The sequence below is a fragment of the Shewanella sp. A32 genome (assembly GCF_029167175.1).
GTDB lineage: Bacteria > Pseudomonadota > Gammaproteobacteria > Enterobacterales > Shewanellaceae > Shewanella > Shewanella yunxiaonensis.
Map to the genome: position 1 here is coordinate 69,235 of NZ_JARFTS010000004.1, position 21,392 is coordinate 90,626.

Annotated in this window: 20 protein-coding genes and 1 pseudogene; 13 read left to right on the forward strand and 8 right to left on the reverse strand. The window is 48.2% G+C overall.

Going from position 1 to position 21,392, the window contains the following annotated elements; all coding sequences use genetic code 11:
* Positions 1 to 72 precede the first annotated feature (72 nt).
* From PY479_RS04730 to PY479_RS04765, 8 genes and pseudogenes are all read left to right on the forward strand, one after another.
* A complete protein-coding gene (locus PY479_RS04730; RefSeq protein ID WP_275483043.1) occupies positions 73 to 1,899 on the forward strand; it encodes a DUF885 domain-containing protein in 1,827 nt (608 codons plus the stop codon).
* 150 nt (positions 1,900 to 2,049) lie between these two features.
* Positions 2,050 to 2,538: pseudogene (locus PY479_RS04735) on the forward strand (GNAT family protein); the annotation flags it as partial.
* Positions 2,539 to 2,599: 61 nt separating this feature from the next.
* Entirely contained in the window at positions 2,600 to 2,830 is a 231-nt protein-coding gene (locus PY479_RS04740) for an RNA-binding S4 domain-containing protein (RefSeq protein WP_275483044.1), read from the forward strand.
* Between the two features lie 12 nt (positions 2,831 to 2,842).
* Positions 2,843 to 3,232, forward strand: a complete 390-nt coding sequence (locus PY479_RS04745; RefSeq protein ID WP_212593719.1) for a ribonuclease E inhibitor RraB — start codon at positions 2,843 to 2,845, stop codon at positions 3,230 to 3,232.
* Positions 3,233 to 3,359: 127 nt separating this feature from the next.
* Positions 3,360 to 4,136, forward strand: a complete 777-nt coding sequence (locus PY479_RS04750) for a TSUP family transporter (RefSeq protein WP_275483045.1) — start codon at positions 3,360 to 3,362, stop codon at positions 4,134 to 4,136.
* 33 nt (positions 4,137 to 4,169) lie between these two features.
* Positions 4,170 to 5,303, forward strand: coding sequence for an exonuclease SbcCD subunit D (locus PY479_RS04755; RefSeq protein ID WP_275483046.1), 1,134 nt, complete (start codon positions 4,170 to 4,172; stop codon positions 5,301 to 5,303).
* Positions 5,300 to 8,374, forward strand: a complete 3,075-nt coding sequence (locus PY479_RS04760; RefSeq protein ID WP_275483047.1) for an SMC family ATPase — start codon at positions 5,300 to 5,302, stop codon at positions 8,372 to 8,374. The genes PY479_RS04755 and PY479_RS04760 overlap by 4 nt, the downstream gene beginning before the upstream one ends.
* Positions 8,375 to 8,517: 143 nt before the next feature.
* Entirely contained in the window at positions 8,518 to 9,801 is a 1,284-nt protein-coding gene (locus PY479_RS04765) for a peptidoglycan DD-metalloendopeptidase family protein (protein WP_212596614.1), read from the forward strand.
* A gap of 159 nt (positions 9,802 to 9,960) precedes the next feature.
* On the opposite strand, the gene PY479_RS04770 is transcribed toward PY479_RS04765, so the two are convergent.
* The 3 genes from PY479_RS04770 to PY479_RS04780 are packed head-to-tail and all read right to left on the reverse strand — an operon-like array spanning position 9,961 to position 12,298.
* The gene (locus tag PY479_RS04770) at positions 9,961 to 10,479 is read right to left on the reverse strand and encodes a YgjP-like metallopeptidase domain-containing protein (RefSeq protein ID WP_275483048.1); all 519 of its coding nucleotides are present in this window, start codon (positions 10,477 to 10,479) and stop codon (positions 9,961 to 9,963) included.
* Positions 10,479 to 10,916, reverse strand: a complete 438-nt coding sequence (locus PY479_RS04775) for a DUF3010 family protein (RefSeq protein ID WP_212593714.1) — start codon at positions 10,914 to 10,916, stop codon at positions 10,479 to 10,481. Before PY479_RS04775 ends, PY479_RS04770 begins: the two co-directional genes overlap by 1 nt.
* A gap of 35 nt (positions 10,917 to 10,951) precedes the next feature.
* The gene (locus PY479_RS04780) at positions 10,952 to 12,298 is read right to left on the reverse strand and encodes a DEAD/DEAH box helicase (protein ID WP_275483049.1); all 1,347 of its coding nucleotides are present in this window, start codon (positions 12,296 to 12,298) and stop codon (positions 10,952 to 10,954) included.
* 187 nt (positions 12,299 to 12,485) lie between these two features.
* Between PY479_RS04780 and rssA the strand changes: the two genes are divergently transcribed.
* From rssA to ribA, 4 genes are all read left to right on the forward strand, one after another.
* The gene (rssA, locus tag PY479_RS04785; protein WP_212593712.1) at positions 12,486 to 13,442 is read left to right on the forward strand and encodes a patatin-like phospholipase RssA; all 957 of its coding nucleotides are present in this window, start codon (positions 12,486 to 12,488) and stop codon (positions 13,440 to 13,442) included.
* A 294-nt stretch (positions 13,443 to 13,736) separates the two neighbouring features.
* A complete protein-coding gene (gene nrdD / locus PY479_RS04790; protein ID WP_275483050.1) occupies positions 13,737 to 15,854 on the forward strand; it encodes an anaerobic ribonucleoside-triphosphate reductase in 2,118 nt (705 codons plus the stop codon).
* Positions 15,855 to 15,898: 44 nt separating this feature from the next.
* The gene (gene nrdG / locus PY479_RS04795) at positions 15,899 to 16,372 is read left to right on the forward strand and encodes an anaerobic ribonucleoside-triphosphate reductase-activating protein (protein WP_212593710.1); all 474 of its coding nucleotides are present in this window, start codon (positions 15,899 to 15,901) and stop codon (positions 16,370 to 16,372) included.
* 283 nt (positions 16,373 to 16,655) lie between these two features.
* Positions 16,656 to 17,270, forward strand: coding sequence for a GTP cyclohydrolase II (gene ribA / locus PY479_RS04800; protein WP_212593709.1), 615 nt, complete (start codon positions 16,656 to 16,658; stop codon positions 17,268 to 17,270).
* Positions 17,271 to 17,327: 57 nt separating this feature from the next.
* Here ribA and PY479_RS04805 read toward each other — a convergent pair whose 3' ends face one another.
* Positions 17,328 to 18,359, reverse strand: a complete 1,032-nt coding sequence (locus PY479_RS04805; protein WP_275483051.1) for a purine nucleoside permease — start codon at positions 18,357 to 18,359, stop codon at positions 17,328 to 17,330.
* Between the two features lie 402 nt (positions 18,360 to 18,761).
* On the opposite strand from PY479_RS04805, the gene PY479_RS04810 reads away from it, so the two are divergent.
* Positions 18,762 to 19,376 carry a tyrosine-protein phosphatase gene (locus PY479_RS04810; protein WP_212593707.1) on the forward strand — a complete coding sequence of 205 codons (615 nt, stop codon included), beginning with the start codon at positions 18,762 to 18,764 and terminating at the stop codon, positions 19,374 to 19,376.
* 337 nt (positions 19,377 to 19,713) lie between these two features.
* Here PY479_RS04810 and PY479_RS04815 read toward each other — a convergent pair whose 3' ends face one another.
* The 4 genes from PY479_RS04815 to PY479_RS04830 form a co-directional block, all read right to left on the reverse strand.
* Positions 19,714 to 20,208 carry a FlxA-like family protein gene (locus PY479_RS04815; RefSeq protein ID WP_212593706.1) on the reverse strand — a complete coding sequence of 165 codons (495 nt, stop codon included), beginning with the start codon at positions 20,206 to 20,208 and terminating at the stop codon, positions 19,714 to 19,716.
* Between the two features lie 159 nt (positions 20,209 to 20,367).
* Positions 20,368 to 20,694 (reverse strand): VF530 family protein, encoded by a 327-nt coding sequence (locus PY479_RS04820; RefSeq protein ID WP_212593705.1) that lies wholly within the window; start codon positions 20,692 to 20,694, stop codon positions 20,368 to 20,370.
* A 98-nt stretch (positions 20,695 to 20,792) separates the two neighbouring features.
* Entirely contained in the window at positions 20,793 to 21,164 is a 372-nt protein-coding gene (locus PY479_RS04825; RefSeq protein ID WP_212593704.1) for a rhodanese-like domain-containing protein, read from the reverse strand.
* Between the two features lie 15 nt (positions 21,165 to 21,179).
* Positions 21,180 to 21,392, reverse strand: a complete 213-nt coding sequence (locus PY479_RS04830; protein ID WP_212593703.1) for a DUF2892 domain-containing protein — start codon at positions 21,390 to 21,392, stop codon at positions 21,180 to 21,182.

The window sequence follows — 21,392 nt, forward strand, 5'->3', positions numbered from 1 at the left end:
CCCATCAGTTTTCGTTTTCAAAGTATAGTGGAGCTTCAGCGTCATAGATCTACCATTGGAGAATTATCATAAATGAATAAGGGACTTGTCCTTTCTACTGTTATCGCTGTGGCATTGGGTTTAACGGCATGCAATCAGAAAACCGAAACTGCCAATACTGCAAAGACAGACGTTGCAGCTGAGCCGAATGTGCATGTTGTGGAGCAGCAGTATTTAAAAGTCGTCGATGATTATTTTAAAGACTATCTGAAGTTAGAGCCGCTATATGCCACTTTCTTCGGCGTAAACGATTATAACGCCGACTTTGGTGGCGATTTGACCGATACCTATCTGCAAGCCAGTCACCAGCTCAATAGTGATTATCTGGCTAAAGTTCAGCTCATTGACCGTAAGCAGCTATCGCCTCAATTACAACTCAGTTATGACATGTTCGTCTATGACAGAAAAATCGCATTGCAGGGGGAAGCTTTTCCGGGGTGGTTAATGCCCATTAGTCAGTTTTACAGCACTGTTATCACGATGGTGCAGCTCGGCAGCGGGGAGAGCGCACAGCCGTTTAAGACAGTGACCGATTATGAAAACTGGCATTCGCGAGTCAAAGGATTTGTGACATGGATGGCCTTGGCGCAGCAACGGATGAATGAAGGCATGGTAGCGAAGGTGGTACTGCCAAAAGTCTTGGTTGAACGGATTATCCCGCAACTCGATGCCCAACTCGTCAATGCCCCTGAAGACAGTATCTTTTTCGCACCAATAAAACAGTTCCCCGATACTTTTTCAGACGCAGACCGAACAAAAATTACTGCAGAGTACCGCAGTATGATCGCTGATGAACTGTTACCTGCTTTTAAATCTTTGCGTGATTACTTTAATAATACTTACCTGCCAGCAGCTCGTAACTCTTCCGGCTTTTGGGATTTACCAAATGGGAAGGCTTGGTACCAGTATTTAGCTAATTACCATACCACCACAACTATGCCGGTCGAGCAAATTCATCAGATTGGTTTACAGGAAGTGGCACGTATCCGTCAGGAAATGGATAAAGTGCGCCAACAAGTGGGCTTCCAAGGTGATCTCAAAGCATTTTTCGCTTCACTCTCATCAGAACCTCAATACTTTTTTAATACGCCAGATGAATTGATTAACGGCTATGCTGCCGTTAAACAGCGTATCAATGCGGTATTACCTAAGTACTTTCATGTAATGCCTAAAGCTGACTATGTGATAAAGCCTGTAGAAGCTTTCCGGCAGCAATCTGCCGCCGGTGCATCCTATGAAGCCCCAGCGGTGGATGGTAGTCGACCTGGGATTTTTTACATCAATACCTATAACCTCAAGGCTCAGCCTAAGTGGGGAATGACGACCTTGTCGTTACATGAAGCATCGCCGGGTCATCACTTTCAGATATCGATCAAACAAGAACTGACGGGTGTGCCAGAGTTTCAGCGTTTTGGCAGTTATACAGCGTTTGAAGAGGGCTGGGCACTATACTCGGAGTATCTGGGAATCGAGATGGGCGTGTTTAGCGATCCTTATCAGTATTTCGGTAAGTTATCCGATGAAATGCTGCGTGCAATGCGTTTAGTTGTTGATACCGGCATGCATGCCAAAGGTTGGACCCGTGAGCAAGCCATTCAGTATATGAAAGATAATTCACCCATGGCGGAAAGTGACATCATTGCTGAGGTTGAACGCTACATGGCAATTCCTGGACAGGCGTTATCTTATAAAGTCGGGCAATTGAAAATACTCGAATTGAGACACAAGGCTGAAGTCGCGCTTGGCGATAAATTTGATCTGAAAGCATTTCATGATCAGATGCTGACATCAGGCTCATTACCGCTGGCAGTGATGGAGGATAAAATCAATCATTGGATAGCAACGCAACAGAAGGCTTAATCTTGTTAGCGCCGCCATCTAGCGGCGCTTTTGATGTAAGCTGTGATAGCGGCAAATAACCCAAAGGATTAAGCAGGAGATTCCAGTGTCCTCAGATCCCATTGTGGCAAACGAACGTATTCGTTTGCGTTTGATGCAGCGCAAGATTGGCCAGTCTTTTTAAAGATCAATCAGGATCCACACCTGAATCGATACATCCGTGAAGTTGATACAGCAGAGGTCCTTCTGGATAAATTTCAGCAGCGCAGCAAAGGCATGCAAGCGCGGTGTGGCGAATGGATGTCATTGGTAGTGGAGTCTGTCGCGGGTGATTTTATCGGGTTCATGGGAATTTGTTTGACTGATGAAGCCCTTGGTCAATGGGAAGATGGCTACCTGATGGCAAGCGGTCAGCAGGGCAAAGGTTATACAACAGCAGCGCTCAAATTATTATTGCGCTGGGCCAGGCACGAACGAGATATCCATAAGGTTGTGGCGCGTTGTGTGTCAGAAAATCTCGCATCCGCCAGCGTTCTGGAAAAGTGCGGCTTTACACAAGAAGGACTACTACGCCACAACCATAAAATTTTGGGTGAATGGCTAGATGAGCGTTATTACGGACTATTGGCAGAAGAATATAGCAGTTTCATGCAATCGTAATGACGCGTTATAGCTTGCCTTGATATAATTGCCGACAGTTTTTCTGATAAGGCCAAACAGAGTGTCACAAATCCCAGAATTTTCCCTAAGAGCTGACGAAGAGTTTATCGAACTTTTTAAGCTTCTCAAAGTGGAAGGCTTATGTGCCGATGGCGCAGAAGCAAAACATGTCATTGCTGAAGGTATGGTCACAGTCAATGGCGAAGTAGAAACCCGAAAACGCAAAAAACTGCTGGCGGGCGATCTAGTGTCGTACCAAGGTAAGCAAGTTCAAGTTGTAGCTGCTGCCTGAGAGAGGATAAACATGCAATTCCCTGATGATGATAATGGCCAGATGTTGCAGGCAATGAGTGATTCCGGCATGGATCTGTCGCAGTCTATGGCGATTGATTTTTTTCTGGTGTTTGAAGAACAACGTGATGCCGAGTCAGCGCTTGAGGATTTGATTGCGGCCGGTCACAGTGATGATGTCGAACTCAGCTTCAATGATGAGATCGAAAAGTGGGAAGTTATTGTGTCTGTTGAAATGGTGCCGGATTATGATGCCATTGTCGCTAAAGAAACAGAACTTAATGACTTTGCGGCAGAATTTGATGGTATGACTGATGGTTGGGGCGTGATGCAACATCAGGACGGCGACGAATTCGCCGATGACGATGATGATCACGAGTGTGACGAACACTGTCATCACTAAATTGCCCAAAGCATCAGTACGGAAAGCCGCCTAAGGGTGGCTTTTTTGTTATGTCGTTCCCTTTGCCTTTTACGTTGAAACACCGTCTAATAACCTTCTTGCCCGAATATTCTGATAACAACCTAAGATGGAAATTGAATTAACCCTGCAACTCGCTTCAATTTTGTTTTCGGTGGCGCTGGTCGCTGGTTTTATTGACTCGATTGCCGGCGGCGGTGGCCTATTAACCATTCCGGCGCTTATGTGGGTAGGCTTACCGCCCGCTGCGGCCTTGGCCACCAATAAACTTCAGGCCTGTGGGGGTAGCTTTTTTGCCAGTGTCTATTTTGTGCGAAAAGGCATGGTTAATGTAAATGAAATGAAGTTAGCGATTGCCTGTGCGTTAGTGGGGGCGGCATCAGGAACTACGCTGGTGCAGATGGTGGATGCCAGTGTCTTGAAGATGATTTTGCCTTTTCTTATTCTTGCTATTGGCTGTTATTTTTTATTTTCAAAAAAAATTACGGACGGTGATCGTGCCCGAGTGTTAAACCCCACCGCATTTGCATTTACTGTGGCCTTAGGCATTGGTGTTTATGATGGTTTCTTCGGGCCCGGTACCGGCAGTTTTTTTGCCCTCGGATTTGTTACCTTGGCTGGATTTGGGCTCGCTAAAGCGACGGCTCACGCTAAGGTGTTGAATTTCGCCACCAATATATCGTCGCTGCTGTTTTTTGCTTTGGGTGGAAAGGTGGTGTGGCTGCTCGGTCTGGTGATGCTGGCAGGGCAGGCGTTAGGCGCGACTTTGGGCTCACGTTTGGTGGTGACCAAGGGCACTAAAATCATTCGTCCATTAGTGGTGACGATGTCGCTGGCGATGAGTATCAAGTTGCTGACGGAGCAATATCATCTCGGATTATTTTGAGTCGTACGGGATTACAGCTAACAAGGACTGTCGATGAAATTCATCCATACTTCCGACTGGCATTTAGGGCGGCAACTACACAATGAGCCGCTGCTGGATGAACAGGCACATATGCTTGAGCAGATTATGGAACTTGCCGTCTCTCAAGCGGTTGATGCGCTTATCATCGCTGGTGATATCTATGATCGCGCCATTCCTCCGGCCAGTGCGGTTGAGCTGCTCAGCCATTTTTTAGATCGAATGATTACCGAGCATGGTATTCCGGTTGTGTTGATTGCCGGAAATCATGACAGTCATGAACGCTTAGGATTTGGTTCACAGCAGATGTCCCGTAGCGGGCTGCATATCTATGGCCCTCTTTGCGCGACGGTGCAGCCGTTACAGTTGGGTGACTGCTTTTTTTATCCGATTCCATATGCAGAACCGGCGGTCGTTAGACATTTGCTGCAGGATGATGACATTTCAACGCATCAACAGGCAATGGCAGTGATGTTGCAACAGGTCATGACCCATGACAGTCAAGGGCTTCCCAAAGTTGTAGTTGCGCACTGTTTTCTGGATGGTGGCAGTGAATCAGAGTCTGAACGGCCGCTAAGCATTGGTGGTGCTGACAGAATTGATCCCACGCTATTTCAACCGTTTGATTATGTCGCCTTAGGGCATCTGCATGGCCCTCAGTATCGCGGCGAAGCGCATATCCGCTATTCTGGTTCGCCCCTGAAATATTCATTTAGCGAAGCCAAACAGAAAAAATCAGTGACTCTCGTAGAGTTGGAGGCGGGGCGCCCACCTATTATCCAGCAGCTGCCAATCACACCGCGAAAAGATGTCAGGGTCATCGAGGGCTTTCTGGAAGACCTGCTGCTGGCAGCAAAATCCGATCCCACCCCTGAAGATTATCTGATGGTACGTTTAAGTGACACTCAGGCTCTGCTTGATCCGATGGGACGACTGCGTAGCCGCTATCCGAATGTGCTACATCTTGAGCGCACGGGGTTGATGTCCCGGCAACAAGGTGAAGAAAGCGGGCGAGAGCGAATTAAAAAAGGCGAATTGGAGATGTTCAGCGATTTCTTCGGCCAGGTTGCTGGTGCGCCAATGACTGAAGCGCAACAGCAGATGATGACTTCCCTGATTGATGAACTACATAAAGGGGAGTTGCAATGAAGCCGCTGACGCTGGAGATGAGTGCTTTTGGGCCATTTGCCGATACTCAGCACATCGATTTTTCAGGTTTGGGTGATAACCCACTGTTTCTGATCAATGGGCCAACGGGCGCAGGCAAGACCAGCATTCTTGATGCCATCTGCTTTGCGCTCTATGGCAAAACAACTGGCAATGAGCGCGAAGGCAGCCAGATGCGTTGCGATTATGCTGATGATGAATTGCTCACCCGGGTCATTTTTAGTTTTGAGCTGGGACACCGGCGTTACCGCATTCGGCGAGTACCGGAACAACAACGCGCTAAAAGTCGCGGTGATGGGTTCACCCTGCAAAAAAGTGAAGCAGAACTTTTGCGGATCCATGAGGATGGCAAAGAGGAATTACTCGTCGCCAATAAGGTAACCGATGCCACCGCCATGGTGGAGGACCTCACCGGACTCGATGTCGATCAGTTTCGCCAGGTAATGGTGTTGCCGCAAGGGAAATTCCGGGAACTACTGCTGGCTGATTCTAAAGAGCGGGAAAAAATATTCAGTCAGCTATTTCAGACACACATCTATAGTCGTATTGAAGAGCGTTTGAAGCAACAAGCGTTGGACATCAAAGCCAAGGCGCGTGATATGCAGCAGCGGCGACAAGGCATTTTGGACACCGCAGGTGTCGAGTCTATTGAAGCATTACAGCAAACCCTCTGTGAACTGGCGGCACCGTTGGCGCTGGCAGAACAGGCTAAGCTACAAGCTGTCGCCGCGAAGGAACAAGCACTAAAGGCATTGGAAGCCGCGAAAACATTGGCAAAAGAATTCGATGCACGGCAAAAGCTGCAACAGCAAGCTGATGCCTTTACCGCGCAAGAGCCGCAGCAACTGCGTCTGCAGCAACAATTGCAGTTGGCCCGGCGCGCTGAAAAACTGCAGCCAGCCAAACATCAACTGCAACAATGGCAACTGGAGCTGACTCAGGCACAGCAGGCATTAGTCAACGCTGAGCAACAACAATTACAAGCAAAAGCCGTGTTGCAGCAGGCGGTAACCGCTCAGGCTAAGCTGCCGCTTCTGGAGACTCAGAAGCAGCAACTACAACTGCAATTGCAACAATATCAACAGTTACAGCCATTATTAAATAACCTTGGCGCACAGCATCAGCAGTTAAAACAGTTGGAACGCCAGATCCAGGCGGCTGTAGCTTCTGAGCAACAGCAGCGACAACTGCTGCAACAACAACAGCAACAGAAAACCGCTTTTAATGCCGAGATCGTTAAGCTGTCGGCGGTTGCTTCTAAAATGGCGGCATTGCAACAACAACAGTATGCGCTGAGTCGGCAACTGGAACAGCGCCAGCAACTGGATCAGCTGAACCAGCAACAGCAACAGTTGCAACAAGCGTTAAATGTCGCCGAGGCGCAAGGGAAGCTGGCTCGGGACAAGAAGCAACAGGCGGAAACCGAATATAAGCAGTTGCAATTAGCCTGGCATCAAGGTCAGGCCGCTATTTTGGCCAAAGAATTGACGGCTGATCAGCCTTGCCCAGTCTGTGGTAGTCGGCAGCATCCACAACCGGCGCACAGTCAGCAGTCGTTGCCCACAAGCGAACAGTTGGACCAGGCGCAGATGCAATGGGAGTTGGCTCGTACGGAATATGACAATATCCGCAGTGAGTACAAAAGTCTGCGGGATCGCCTGCAGCCGTTGACTGAACAGATAACCGTGCAGCAGCAACAGCTCGAAGGTAAGGCTGACCAGAATGTTGCGGTGACCAAGACCATGCTGGATAACATCGGTATCGCACTGCAACAAGCGCAGCAGGCGACCGAACAACTGGAAGTTCGGCGAGGTGAACTGGAAACGTTGGAGCTCAACATGCAGCAGTCGCAGCAGCAACTGGAACTGTGGCAGCTGCAATCGGCAGAACTTCAACGTAACGCCAGTAATATTCACGGTATTCTCAGCGAACAGCAACGCCAGTTACCCCAGGAGTTCCAACAACTGGATGCTGTGACGGCGGAGGCGAAACTGACCCAAGCTCTCAGCGATATTGCCGGGCAGTTAACCGTAGCGGCGCAACAAATAGATTTGATCCAACAGCACTTTCAACAAGCCAGTATTGCGGCAACACAGGCCGATAGTGAGGCCAACAGCAGAATGGAGCGGCTTAATGCAGCGAAAGTCCATCAGCAACAGGCTGAAACGGAATTCCTGCAGCAGTTACAGGCCGCAGGTTTTAACGATAATACGGCGTTGGAACATGCCACATTAGCCAGTGCTGCGATGGCGCAGTTGGAACAACAATTGCGCGACTGGGAAAAACAGCGAGATCAACTCATCGGTAAATTAGAGGCGTTACAGCAGAAGCTTCAGGAGAGCGCCGTACCGGATCTGCCGACATTGGAGCAACGGTTAACTAATGCTCAGCGTCATTGGCAACAAGCAGAGTCCGCTTGGCAACAGTTACACACGCAGATGGCCAATCTCCAGCGCGCCGCAGACAAGTTACAACAGGAAGCGCAAGCATCACGACTCCTGGAACAGCAATATGCTGTGGTGGGTACCTTAGCCGATGTGGCTAACGGCAATAATCAGGGCAAACTCAGCCTGCAACGGTTTGTGCTGAGTGTCTTGCTCGACGATGTGCTGCTAGAAGCGAGCGAACGACTGGCGTTGATGAGCAAAGGACGTTATCGCTTGCTACGTAAAGAAGATCGGGCAAAAGGCAACAAGGCGTCAGGGCTGGAACTGGAAGTGGAAGATGCGTACAGTTCTCGAGTGCGACCTGTGGCAACCCTTAGCGGCGGCGAGAGTTTTATGGCGGCACTGGCATTAGCGCTCGGACTGTCGGATGTCGTACAGGCTTATGCGGGCGGGATTCGTCTTGATACCTTATTTATCGACGAAGGGTTTGGAAGTTTGGATCAGGATTCATTGGAACTGGCAATTCGCACACTAATCGATCTGCAATCCACCGGTCGTATGATCGGTGTTATTTCACATGTATCTGAAATGAAAGAGCAGATAACGACGCGTATCGATATCGCCAAACAGGTGAGAGGCAGTCATATCAGGGTTGTGACACCTTGAGAATGCCTGAAAACTGGTGAAAATTGTATCTAATGTGACAGACATATCATCTAACCCTTGTATCCTGCCCTTTTTTTGATATAACTTTGGCGTTCCCCTTCAATTTAAGGGGCTTTTATTGGCAGTGGCATGGGAGAGAAGTGTTGCAGACTGAGAAAATATCATGGTTGAATTTTAACCCGATGATGCGTTTGCAGGCGCTTCCTTCTTTACATAAAAAGCTGTTGTTAACTGGCGGTCTGGCTATCGGTATCGCGATGTTATGGCCAGCCAGTCAGGAATTTAGTCCACAACGTGTCGCGGTTCCGCTGGATGTTGAGTCCATTTTGACTAACCCGGCTCCCATCACTGCCCCCCATATTGCTAAACCTTCCTATGTTCACACCATTACCTCTGGCGATACGCTCAGTGCGCTGTTTTCTGAGGCAGGCGTCGATCAGCAGACCATGTACAAAGTACTGGAGGCCGATCTTGACGTGTTGGCGTTAGATACGCTGATGCCGGGTAACCGCATCAGTTTCTGGCAGGATGAGCAGGGAAATCTCACAAAGTTAGAGTTGTACTTCAACGCGGCTCGCCAGGTGGTGTTTACGCGCTACCCGGAAGGTGGCTATGAAGTAAACGAGATCAATATTCCCGGAGATTGGCAGGATCGTATTGTCAGCGGTGATATTCAGGGATCTTTTTACCGTTCTGCTGAAAAAGTGGGTTTGAGTGCTGCTGAAATTCAACGCATTGAAATGTTGTTGAAAGATAAACTTAATTTCGCACGCGATTTGCGGGCCGGTGATAACTTCTCTGTGCTGCTAAATGATCAATATGTGGCCGGCGAATCGACCGGTGTCAGTCATCTTCTGGGGATTAGCATCAATTTGGGCCGCAGCCGAGTGACGGCGTTTCAGGACAGTGATGGTAACTTTTACGATGAAAATGGCCAGAGTCTGGTACGTGCCTTTCAGCGTTTACCATTGCTGAAGCAATATCGCATCAGCTCCGCGTTTAACCCGCATCGACTTCATCCGGTCACCGGACGTATCGCGCCGCATAACGGCGTCGATTTCTCTACACCTGTAGGCACTAAAGTGGTTGCCACCGGTGATGGTGTCGTCACTCTGGTGACCAACCATCCCTATGCCGGTAAGTACATTGTGATTGAACACGATAGCAAATACACCACACGTTATCTGCATCTCTCCAAAGCCCTTGTGCATAAAGGTCAGCGTGTAAGCCGTGGTCAGGTGATTGCCTTATCTGGGGCAACCGGCCGTATTACCGGGCCGCATCTGCATTATGAATTTCACATTAACGGTCGTCCGGTGAATCCGATGACGGCGCAGATCCCCATGGCAGGTCATTTGGCGGGTAAGGACAAGCAAGCGTTTGAACAGTTGGTGGCATCCCGAAAACATATGATGAATCTGGGTTAACTGGTTAACGATTTAAAGCGAAGGCTACCAAACGGTGGCCTTTATTGTTTTTGTCGTTGATGCAATAACGGTACAAGCGGCTAATTTGTCAGCCAATGACGCGAGGTGCGAGCCTCCACAAGTGAAATGATTGCCCCGCATTTACAACAGCGGATGGTGTTAACTCGATAATTCGCCCTCATAAGGGTCGATACCTTCGTCGGCCAGCATCAGATACACACGCAGCTCAAACTCCAACTGGTGATACTCTGGCTCCATATGACAACACAATTGATAGAAGGATTTGTTGTGATCTTTTTCTTTTAGATGTGCCAGTTCATGCACCACTAGCATCCGTAAAAACGCTTCTGGTGCCCGTTTGAGGCGAGAGGAAATACGAATTTCATTCTTAGTTTTGACCTTGTTACCCTGACGCCGTGCGGCATATGTGTGTAACCCCAAGGCCTGATGACTCAACGTTATTTTGTCGTCAAAACACACTTTTGCTAGTGGTGCTGATTTTCTCAGATAACTATTTTTCAGCGCCACGGTGAAGTCATAAAGGGCGCGGTCAGAGCGGATTTGATGGACTTCCGGGTGGCGTTTTAACAGAAACTGCGGTAACAGTCCTTGTTGGTGCAGCGCCGTCACCTTGGCGCGCACCTCCTCGCTGTAATGTGCCAGGTAGTCTGTTGCCATCAGTCTTTGGCGAAACGTTTCTGGGTCAGGTAGGCATAAGCTGCTTCAAATGCGGATTGCTGGAATTTACGCAGCTCCAAAGCGGCAAATTCTACCAATGGTGGATTCCGCTTGTTTTGCTCGCGTATCGCTTGTGGTGTCAGCATCGCAACGGGTTTGTCGCTGAGTTGAATGGCGCTTTCCAGCTTAAAGCTGCTGGCACTCCCGGCAAATTTACCTTTGTATTCCCGGGCAATGAGCACTACTTCATCCACCTGATAGTCTTCCAACAATTTATGGAAGGCAAAATGGAATTCACGAATAGCTTCCTGACTCGCGGCATCCTCTAATGTAAAAGAGTGCCGACGACATTCTGGGACGTTATAGCTATCCCCTTTGTAGCTCACCAAACAGATAACAGCTTCGCTGCCTTTTAGTTCAACACCACAGACTCGCATAAATATCCTTGCATTCAAGAACGGCGACAGCCGTATTACTCTTCAGATTCGTTGTTGTTCGGCGTTTTTGCCGGTGCAGGTTTACGACGCATTGGTGTATCCCCTGCATCTACCGCCGTCAGGAAGCGTTTATCCCGAGACTGCGGTTTACGTGATTTGTTGGCGGCCGCCTTTTTCCATACTTCAGGCTCGGTCGCTACTCGACGTTTAGTTTGAGGCTTTTTCGGTGCCAGCCCTTTAAATACCGGTTCAAGCCCTTCAACTGTCGCCGTCGCTAGTGGCTGTGACAGAAACGCTTCCACACGCATGTACGCTTCCCAATCCTTTGGTCCCACTAAGGAGATGGCATCGCCTTTTGCTCCCGCGCGGCCGGTGCGGCCAATTCGATGGACATATTCTTCCGCGAACTTCGGCATATCGAAGTTGATCACTAACGATACGTTAAGTAAGTCTAGTCCGCGAGAGGCAACATCGGTCGTTACCAGAATTTGCTGCTGACCGCGGCTGAACTGATCCATGATCTGATTACGCGTACTTTGTTTCAATTCACCGCTGAGCGCGGTGGCTGAATAACCTTGGTGTACCAGTTCGGTTGCCAAGCGCTCGGTGTCTTCACGCGTTGCAGTAAAAATCATTATTTGCTTGTGTGACCCGGCTTTAAGCAGTGCCAGCAGCAGCGATTCTTTATGATCAAGATGGTCACACAAATAGATACGTTGCTGAATGTCCTGATGCGTTTCATGGCTGGAGCCAATTGCGACATGTTCAGGATTATTGAGCAGTTCTAGCGCCAGTTCGTGAATATCGTGATGATCCAAGGTGGCAGAAAACATCAGTGTCTGACGTCGCCGGTGATCCGCTGCCTGATGAATGGCCCTGAGTTGCGGGGCAAACCCCAAATCCAGCATCCGGTCTGCTTCATCAAGGATCAGGAGTTCCAATCCGTTAAGATACAGATGACGTTGCTGCAGGTGATCAGCAATACGCCCCGGCGTTGCCACGATAATATGGGGATTACGTGCCAGCGCTTTAGCTTGATCATTGAAGTTCTCGCCCCCGAGAATACTCACTGCTTTGTACTGAGTATTGGCCACCAGCAGCCGCAACTGACTATACACTTGGTTGGCTAATTCTCGGGTGGGTAACAGGATCAACACGCGTGGATCCTGTTTACTGAGCGCTCTAGTAGACATCAGTCTTTGCAATGCCGGCAGTAAAAACGCCAACGTTTTACCTGAGCCGGTTTTGGATGACGCCATCAGATCTCGTCCGGCCAACGCAACAGGAATTGCATCAGCCTGGATTTCAGTCGGCTGTTCAATCCCCAAATGCTTCAGAGATTGCAGCAGGCGCTTATCCAATGAAAAATCGGTAAATTGCAAAGGTTGTCTCCATAAAATTCTGCGGGGGCATATTATAGCGGGTTTTACCGTGTTAGGCAGTTTTGATCTTAGCTTAGCTAGATTTTTCTCATTAGTTGTGGCGGAGATTCTTGAATCTGAATTTATCGCCCCGATAGAATGCATGAATAGTTCGTTAACTGCATCACCATACGGGAGTTATTGGCACATGGTAGACGCTTCACCGGTAATAGGGATTGCATTAGGCAGCGGAGCAGCAAAGGGCTGGGCGCATATCGGCGTACTTAAAGGGCTGGCAGCGATGGGGATCCATCCACAAAAAATTGCCGGCTGTTCTGTGGGGGCTTTAGTCGGCGCAGCTTATGCTAACGATCGTTTGGAGGAGCTGGAAGAATGGGTTTGCAGTTTTTCCAGTTGGGATGTGCTTGGGTTGATGGATATCAGCTGGCGTCGCGGCGGGCTGATCAGCGGCGATAAAGTCTTTGATGCGATCCAAAACCGCATTGGTGATTTACTGATAGAAGATTTGAAAAAGCCTTTTATCGCAGTGGCCACTGATCTGTATTCCGGCCAGGAAGTGTGGTTTCGCAGTGGTGATTTACGCCAAGCGGTTCGAGCATCTTGCTCGATGCCGGGCATTATGTCACCCGTGCGGCAGGGAAAACGCTGGCTGGTGGATGGTGCGGTGGTAAACCCCATTCCGGTGTCTGTCTCGCGCGCCATGGGGTGTCAGGTGGTGATTGGTGTTGATTTACACGGATATCATCGCGAAAAACTGCAGGTATTGCCGGTCAATGTCCAAAGCATGAAAGCACAGCAGCAGATTGTAACGGAAACGGCCAACTCAGAAGCTCATGGTGATTCTGGTTTTATGGATCTGTGGGCCAAGGGTAAGGACTACGTCGCTGGGCTTTCCCATAAATTTTCTCGTGGCAACAAAACCGAACCCGGTATGCTGGCGGTAATGTCACAGTCTATGGATATATTGGAACAGCGCCATAAGCGGGCGCGCTTAGTGGGTGATCCCCCAGATATTTTTGTTGTCCCTAATGTTGCCGATATCGGGACGATGGAATTTCACCATGCCAAAGAAGCCATTGCTGCTGGAGAAGCCGCTGTCAGACAGTCAGCGCATCTCATTGATGCGGTACTCGGCGAGTGTTGAGGTTTTAGCCAATGACGTCCGCCGCCGGTCACCGTGACCGGTTGCTGTGTTTTTTATCACATATTTTTCGCTTTTTTTGCGTCACTATCGTTGACTGACTCTCCGGTCAAGTAGTAATTAGTCACAATCAGCGGACGCCAACAACAAATTTTGCCAAGTGGTAAAAGCTGTCCTTTTACATGATCCAGATCAATATCCCTTTAGTGTTTTTGTAGCCTAATCTTACCACATATAGTGGTTAGCTAAAAAATGAGCACTATATATGGTTATTACAATCATAAGGGAGTGAAGATTATGCCAGTAGTGATTAAGAGGGACGGGTGTCGTACTCAATTCGATGAAAATAGAATCCGGGATGCGGTGCTTGCAGCCTCGACGCACTGTGGTATTAACGATGATGACTATGCAGCCACGCTGGCTGCGGTAGTGTCAGCTGCTGTTAAAGATAAAGCTGAGGTTGAAATCCAGGAATTACAGGATCGGGTGGAGAACTTGTTGATGGATGGTCCATACAAGTCTGTCGCCAGAGCCTACATTGAATATCGCCACGACCGCGATATCTGCCGTGAAACCGGCAGTAAACTGAGCCTTGAAATTCGTGGCTTGGTTGAGCAGACCAATACCTCACTGCTCAACGAAAACGCTAACAAAGATGCCAAAGTGATCCCGACCCAACGTGACCTGTTGGCGGGGATTGTGGCTAAACATTATGCCAAGCATCATATTCTGCCAAAAGACGTCGTTGACGCGCATGAACGCGGTGAAATCCATTACCACGATTTGGACTATGCGCCATTCTTCCCAATGTTTAACTGCATGCTAATTGACTTAGGTGGCATGCTGAATCATGGCTTCAAAATGGGTAATGCCGAAATTGAAACACCAAAATCAATTTCGACTGCGACCGCAGTTACTGCGCAGATTATTGCTCAGGTTGCCAGCCATATTTACGGTGGTACTACTATCAACCGTATTGATGAAGTACTGGCGCCATTCGTGACAAAAAGCTACGAAAAGCATATGGAAGTAGCGCAGAAGTGGGGCATTAATAATGCTGCCGCGTATGCGGAAGAACGCACTGAAAAAGAGTGTCATGACGCATTCCAGTCATTGGAATATGAAGTTAATACCCTGCATACGGCTAATGGGCAAACTCCATTTGTGACGCTTGGCTTCGGCTTGGGCAAATCCTGGCAGTCACGCCTGATCCAAGAGTCCATTCTGAAAATCCGTATGGAAGGTCTGGGTAAAAACCATAAGACTGCGGTGTTCCCGAAACTGGTTTTTGCGATTCGTGATGGCGTTAACCACAAGCCGGGTGATTGCAATTACGACATCAAGCAATTGGCGCTGAAATGTTCCACTATGCGCATGTACCCCGATATCCTCAATTATGATGAAGTTGTGCGGGTGACCGGTTCCTTCAAAACCCCTATGGGTTGCCGTAGTTTCCTCGGGGCTTATGAACAAGATGGCGAGTTGCAGCACGAAGGTCGGAATAATCTGGGGGTTGTTAGTCTTAACCTGCCGCGGATTGCATTGGAAGCTAACGGTGATGAAAGCGCATTTTATCGGATCCTTGATGAACGGCTGGCCATTGCCCGTAAGGGACTGGATACCCGTATTGAACGTCTGCAAAATGTGAAAGCGCGGGTAGCGCCTATTCTGTATATGGAAGGTGCTTGCGGGGTTCGCCTGAAAGCGGATGACTGTATCGCCGATATTTTCAAGAATGGTCGCGCCTCTATTTCACTGGGCTATATTGGTGTTCATGAAGCGATCAACGCATTGTATGGCACCGGGACCCACGTGTATGACAGTGAAGTTCTGCGTCAGAAAGCCGTTGAAATTGTCGCCTATCTGAAGGCTGCCACAGTGCGCTGGAAAGAAGAAACTGGCTACGGTTTTAGCCTGTATGCCACCCCGAGTGAGAACCTGTGTAACCGCTTTGCCAAACTGGATGTCAAAGAGTTTGGCATGGTGCCTGGTGTTACCGATAAAGGGTATTACACCAACAGCTTCCACTTGGATGTTGAAAAGTCAGTTAATCCGTATGACAAGATCGACTTTGAACAGCCATATCCTGAAGTGTCAAATGGCGGTTTCATCTGTTACGGCGAATATCCCAATATGCAACGTAACGTAGAAGCGCTTGAAAACGTTTGGGATTATAGCTATACCCGCGTGCCATATTACGGTACTAACACGCCTATTGATGAATGTTACGACTGCGGCTATACCGGAGAATTCAGTTGTACCAGTAAAGGGTTTGTGTGCCCGAAATGTGGCAACCATGATCCGGCTCGGGTGTCTGTTATCCGTCGTGTCTGTGGATACCTTGGGAGTCCTGATGCCAGACCCTTTAACCAAGGCAAGCAGGAAGAAGTAAAACGTCGTGTAAAACATCTTTGAGTACAACCAGGTGCGCCCGAGCGGGCGCACCAGAGGACAATATCATGAATTATCATCGTTATTATCAGGTCGATGTAGTCAATGGTCCCGGTACTCGCTGCACCCTGTTTGTTTCCGGCTGTGAGCACCAGTGCCGAGGCTGTTATAACCAGTCCACCTGGGATCCTCGTTCTGGTCATCTGTTTGATAAAAAGATGGAAGACCAGATTATTAAGGATTTAAACGATAGCCGCATACACCGTCGCGGTCTGTCACTCTCTGGTGGTGACCCACTGTTTCCAGCTAATGTCCCGGCAGTATTGCAACTCCTCAAGCGCGTAAGACAGGAATGTGATGGCAAGGATGTCTGGCTGTGGACCGGTTATAAATTAAGTGAGCTGAACGCAGCGCAACGTTCTGTTTTGCCCTATATCGATGTGTTGATTGATGGCAAATTTGAGCAAACGCTGGCCGATCCATCATTGATTTATCGTGGTTCCAGTAACCAGATTGTGCATCATCTGCACGAGCATCAATGACACTCCGCAATTTGATGGGTTATATCGAAAAATAGCCGTCATTTTTTGCATTCACAAACCACTGCCGTCATAGCCGGAAATTGTTATACTGCACAATCAACGGTTTTCAGGTTACTAACTGTGCGGCAGTGCTTTTCTAAAGTAGAACAAGCCTTTGCTACAGGTATTCCGATTTAACGTGAAACAGCCTAAAATGGCCCGCCTGAATCAATGTATATGTAAGTCTCTATGCTGAGAGACATTAACCGTCTCATGGAATGAGAGCAGTAGTTAAGGTTAATCGATGTCAATTAAATATATTGCCACTGCCAAGCTACCAACGCCTTGGGGTATTTTTGCAATGCACGGTTTCGAAGACACTGAAACTGGCAAGGAACATGTGGCATTGACCTATGGTGAGTTGAATGCGCAAGAGCCAATGCTAGGACGTATTCATTCTGAATGTCTCACCGGTGATGCACTTTTCAGTTTGCGTTGTGATTGTGGTTTTCAATTGCAAACTGCGATGCAGAACATTGCCGCAGAAGGTCGCGGTTTTATTCTCTATTTGCGTCAGGAAGGGCGGGGAATTGGGTTGCTCAATAAAATCCGTGCTTATGCATTACAGGATCAAGGAGCCAATACCGTTGAAGCAAATGAGCAGTTAGGCTTCCCGGCCGATATGCGCAAATACGATATGATTGCCCCCATGCTGGAAAAGATCGGCGTCCACAAAGTACGGCTGATGACCAACAATCCGCGCAAGATGAAAGCCATGAAGGATATTGGCGTCGAAGTCGTGGAACGGGTGCCGCTGCAAGTAGGTAAAAACCGCTACAACGAGTTTTACCTGAAAACCAAATCTCACGAATTAGGGCATTTAATTCCGGATTCCTATTTTGAGGAACATCAGGATTAACTTTCCGAGGGTTGTGAATAAAGGCCGGATTATCCGGCCTTTATCGTTAATAGCGAATTAAATCCCGTCTTGCCATTGCGCCCAGTGCGCAATGATATCTTGGGTTACCGCATCGGCAACGCGGTAAGCATTGACAACCGCAGGCTTATACCCACTACCGTTAGCCGCCAGCGCTTGCACCGGAGTTTGTCCAGGTGCTTCCTGGTCGTAATCGGAAGCTGTACGGAGTACCAGTACGCGGTTGAAGTCGAGCTTCCCTGCATCTGCACCACGTTTCAAAGCTGTCAAACTGGCATTGTCTTCCATTTGTGAGGTACACACATCAGCGGCGCCATCTGTCAGCAGCTTTGCGTATTGGTCCATGGCGTTGGCAATGGCGGAACCCACCCAAAAGGTATCGGCGGAAACCGTGTCGCACACCGACACAAACGGAGCTTTGGTAGCAACAGAACCCACAGGAAACATTTTTCGATCGGCCTGAGCTTCCGGGGTATCCAGCAGTTCAACATTTTTACTCAGCATATAGGCTTTATTGACTAAAGCGCCATTAAGTTCGAACACTTCACTGCCTGCATGCCACTTCGGCTTTTCTCCGGGGTGAATGGTGCCTAAGGCAAACATTCCCGTGGTCCATTCTTTGGGCATCTGCCGCGCATCAATTCGATGTACCAGTCCGCCGTCAATCACATATTGAGCCCAGTGCGCCGAGCCCAATGTGCCTTTTTGCGGATCGACACCACCAATACCGGCGATGATGATATAGGTTTGGCGTAGGTCGAGTTGGCTGCTAAAAGCCACCGATGTCAGCGTTGTGGCGGCATTGGCATACCCCATCGCGGTTGTCAGCATACATACAGCTTGATCATTACATTTTAAATCGGGGTAATCGGCACTGAGGCCCGGTAATGGGTAGGTATGGGTAAACTTAGCGTGCTGTTCCCAAGGTTTTGCTTCACTGCCAAACATGGTCACAATGAGCACTTTTGGGGTTACGGTTGTTGCCGGTAATGCTGCCAAAACGGGTTGCGCGAAACCGGTTGTGCTGATTGCAACCGTCGCTGAAAGATACTTAAAAAACGTGCCTATCATAACGCCTCTATGTCGTGTAGTGCCAGAGATGAATGTATATAACTTATTGTTTTATTTAGGTGGAAACGAAAACTAAACCAATGTTGAGTCCTGTTGGAAATGCGTAACCAGACAGCATCAAAAGGACTTAATAATCGAATCAACAGCTTAACATGTAATTTCGGCAGCATATTGAGTTTATTGCGATGATTTTTTTCAAACCTTTATCTTTAGGATTGGGGGAGTAATCCAAAGCATCTCATTAGGACCTGTTTTCATGCTTTTTATTGAAATGCTCAGAAGACCTTAAGGTTTGCTCGGTACTTTGCATTAGCAGTTGGCTGATAACGGCATGTTTTATTGAAATCAATACTGTCATAAACACGCGTTATTCTGCTTAGCAGGTTTAGATGTGGAGCACATATGCTTAATTCCGGTAAAACCGCCAAGTTAAATGCGCGCAAGATGTCGCTAGTCCGTATGCTGATACTAAGATCGACATTTTGGTTAATTATCGCACTGGCTTCATTAGGACTTTATGCCGGTTTTTTGCGAATAACCGGAAATTTTCATACGGTCATCTCTGGGGAACTCTATCGTTCCGCTCAACCAACGCTAAAAGATATCGCGAACTATCAAAAGATTTATGGCATTAAAACCATTATCAACCTTCGTGGTGAGCACAAGGGGAAATTATGGTATGACAATGAAATTGCCGAGTCCCAAAAATTAAACATTAAACATATCAATTTCGGCATGTCAGATGGCCGCGATTTATCGGATACGGATGCGCAAGCGATTATTTATCTGCTCAGACATGCAGAAAAGCCAATATTAATTCATTGTCGGGCGGGCGCGGATAGAAGTGGGCTTGTCGCCGCTTTATATGAGGCTGCGATTGCGAAAAATAGTGAAGAAATCGCTGAGGCTCAGCTGTCGTTCCGTTATGGCCATGTTTCAGTACCTTATATCTCTCGCGCCTATGCGATGGATGAAAGTTTTGAACACCTCGAACCGATGTTAGGCATTTATGACTGAGTCTTAGCGCATAGCAATAGCGACTAAACTTTCATGCAAGGCGGGCGAGTTTCTAGGCCGTTTATCTGCTTATTACCGCTTGCTTGAGTCTATTGATCTGTCGAGCAGTAATCTGAATTTGATGTAGCAAGCCTTTTCAAGAATGCACACTCCCAGTTGGTAAGTGATATTAGGATTCAAACATAACCGGCCTCAACTGAAAATATTAAGAGCGTCCAGTGGCGTAGGGGACGAGCTGCATATCGGTCAGAATTATGTGGTTAATCCGAATCCGATAGGTTTAAGCCATTGTGGGGATATCTGCAGCAACAAACATAGTTGCTGCAGATGATGCTTGTCAGGACGCACTGGTACTATCCTGGTTTTGGAGTGTAGATTTCTGATTGTTCAGCGAGGCAATTTGGCCGCTGACGGTAGCTATTTGTCCTTGTAACTGCTGACGTTTCGCATCTGCTTCATCAGAATTATCACCCTTCAGTGCCTGAAGTTGCTGCTGTAGTTCTTCGAGTTGCTGTTGCAGCTTTTCAATCTGCTGGTCAATTTTGGCCACAGGGTCAGTGCTATCTTGGCTACTATCACTGCTGCTGGCTTTTGCGGTGCCTTTAGCTTCTGACGCCTGCGAGGCATTGCTGTGCAGCGTTGCACCACTGTCAGCAGATAGTGCTTTCAGCGCATCTGCTGAAATGGTGACAGTGTCCTGCGTATCACTGCTATCGCTGCTTTCAGTGGCAAGTGTGGTCGTTGTCGAATCATCTTCGGTGGTGATAGTGACACTAAAAGACGTGGTGCTACTGCTTTGGCTGCTGAGTTGATTAAGTCCGCTAATATTCATCTAATTGTCCCCTTAGGGTCATCAATACAATAGGTGCTGGTTACCTGGACAACGGCCACTTAATCACAAACTTGATAGGGACTCTGCAAAGCTGACTTTTCTTTACCATGGAGTGTCAGATAGATCACGATTTTGGCTGCCTTAAAAGATTCAGTGAGACTATTTGCCCCAAATATCGCGATTGACCTGTTTTGTTGTGGGGGTTTTGTCAGCGCTGGCCTCGGGGTGCTTCAGATGCTCGGGGATCGGTAACCCTTGCATGGTCAGATAAAGCCGTTCTACTTTAGCGCGCGCCCACGGGGTTTTACGCAAAAATTTCAAACTGGACTTAATACTGGGGTCATGACTGAAACAGCGAATGTTGATCTGCGCGGCGAGCCCATCAAAGCCATACTGCGACACCAACGCTTTGAGTAAGTTTTCCAGCGTGATGCCATGCAATGGATCTTTATGGCTAGAAGCGTTGTTATCTGCGGAAGTGCTCAAAAGAAAACCTCATACTGATGAAAGAAGACGTTGCTAGTTTAGCACGAGTTCCTCTGCAGTATGAGGTTTAACGCTGTTAGCTAATGCGACCAGCCAACCTAATTTTTTTGTTTAAATGCCTGTAATTTTTGCAAACCACCAGCGTTGTAGATCTGGGTATACCCTGATTTTTCCAACGCCGTTTTGGCAATACCTGCTCGATGACCACTACGACAATACACAACGACCGGCTGGTCTTTGCCAATATTAAGCTTTTCTACCCCAGCAATAATCTGCTCATAGGGAATGTTGTGTGCCTCTGGCAGATGTCCGGCAGCAAACTCTTCCGCTGTGCGTACATCAATGACCGTGGCGCCCTGAGCAATTTTTGCGAACGCTGTCGCTGGATCTTGCTCACTACTGCGGCCAAAAGCCCGCATACTGACAAACAACACCACAGCAATGACGACCAATAAACTAATTTTCAACATAACAACTGGTTCCGATTATTTGCCCTGAGCAATTTCTGCCTCAGTTTTCAATCCCAGCTTATGAAACAGCATACTAGCTGGGCAAAAGCGAGTGAAAGCGCTCTGGAACAGGTTGGCACCGACGAACAGGGTCAACCAGAAAAAATTATGGTGTACGGTGGCAGTCAACAATAGTGACAACATCACCATAAACCCAGCAAACGCCATCGTGGCACGTTCTACAGACAT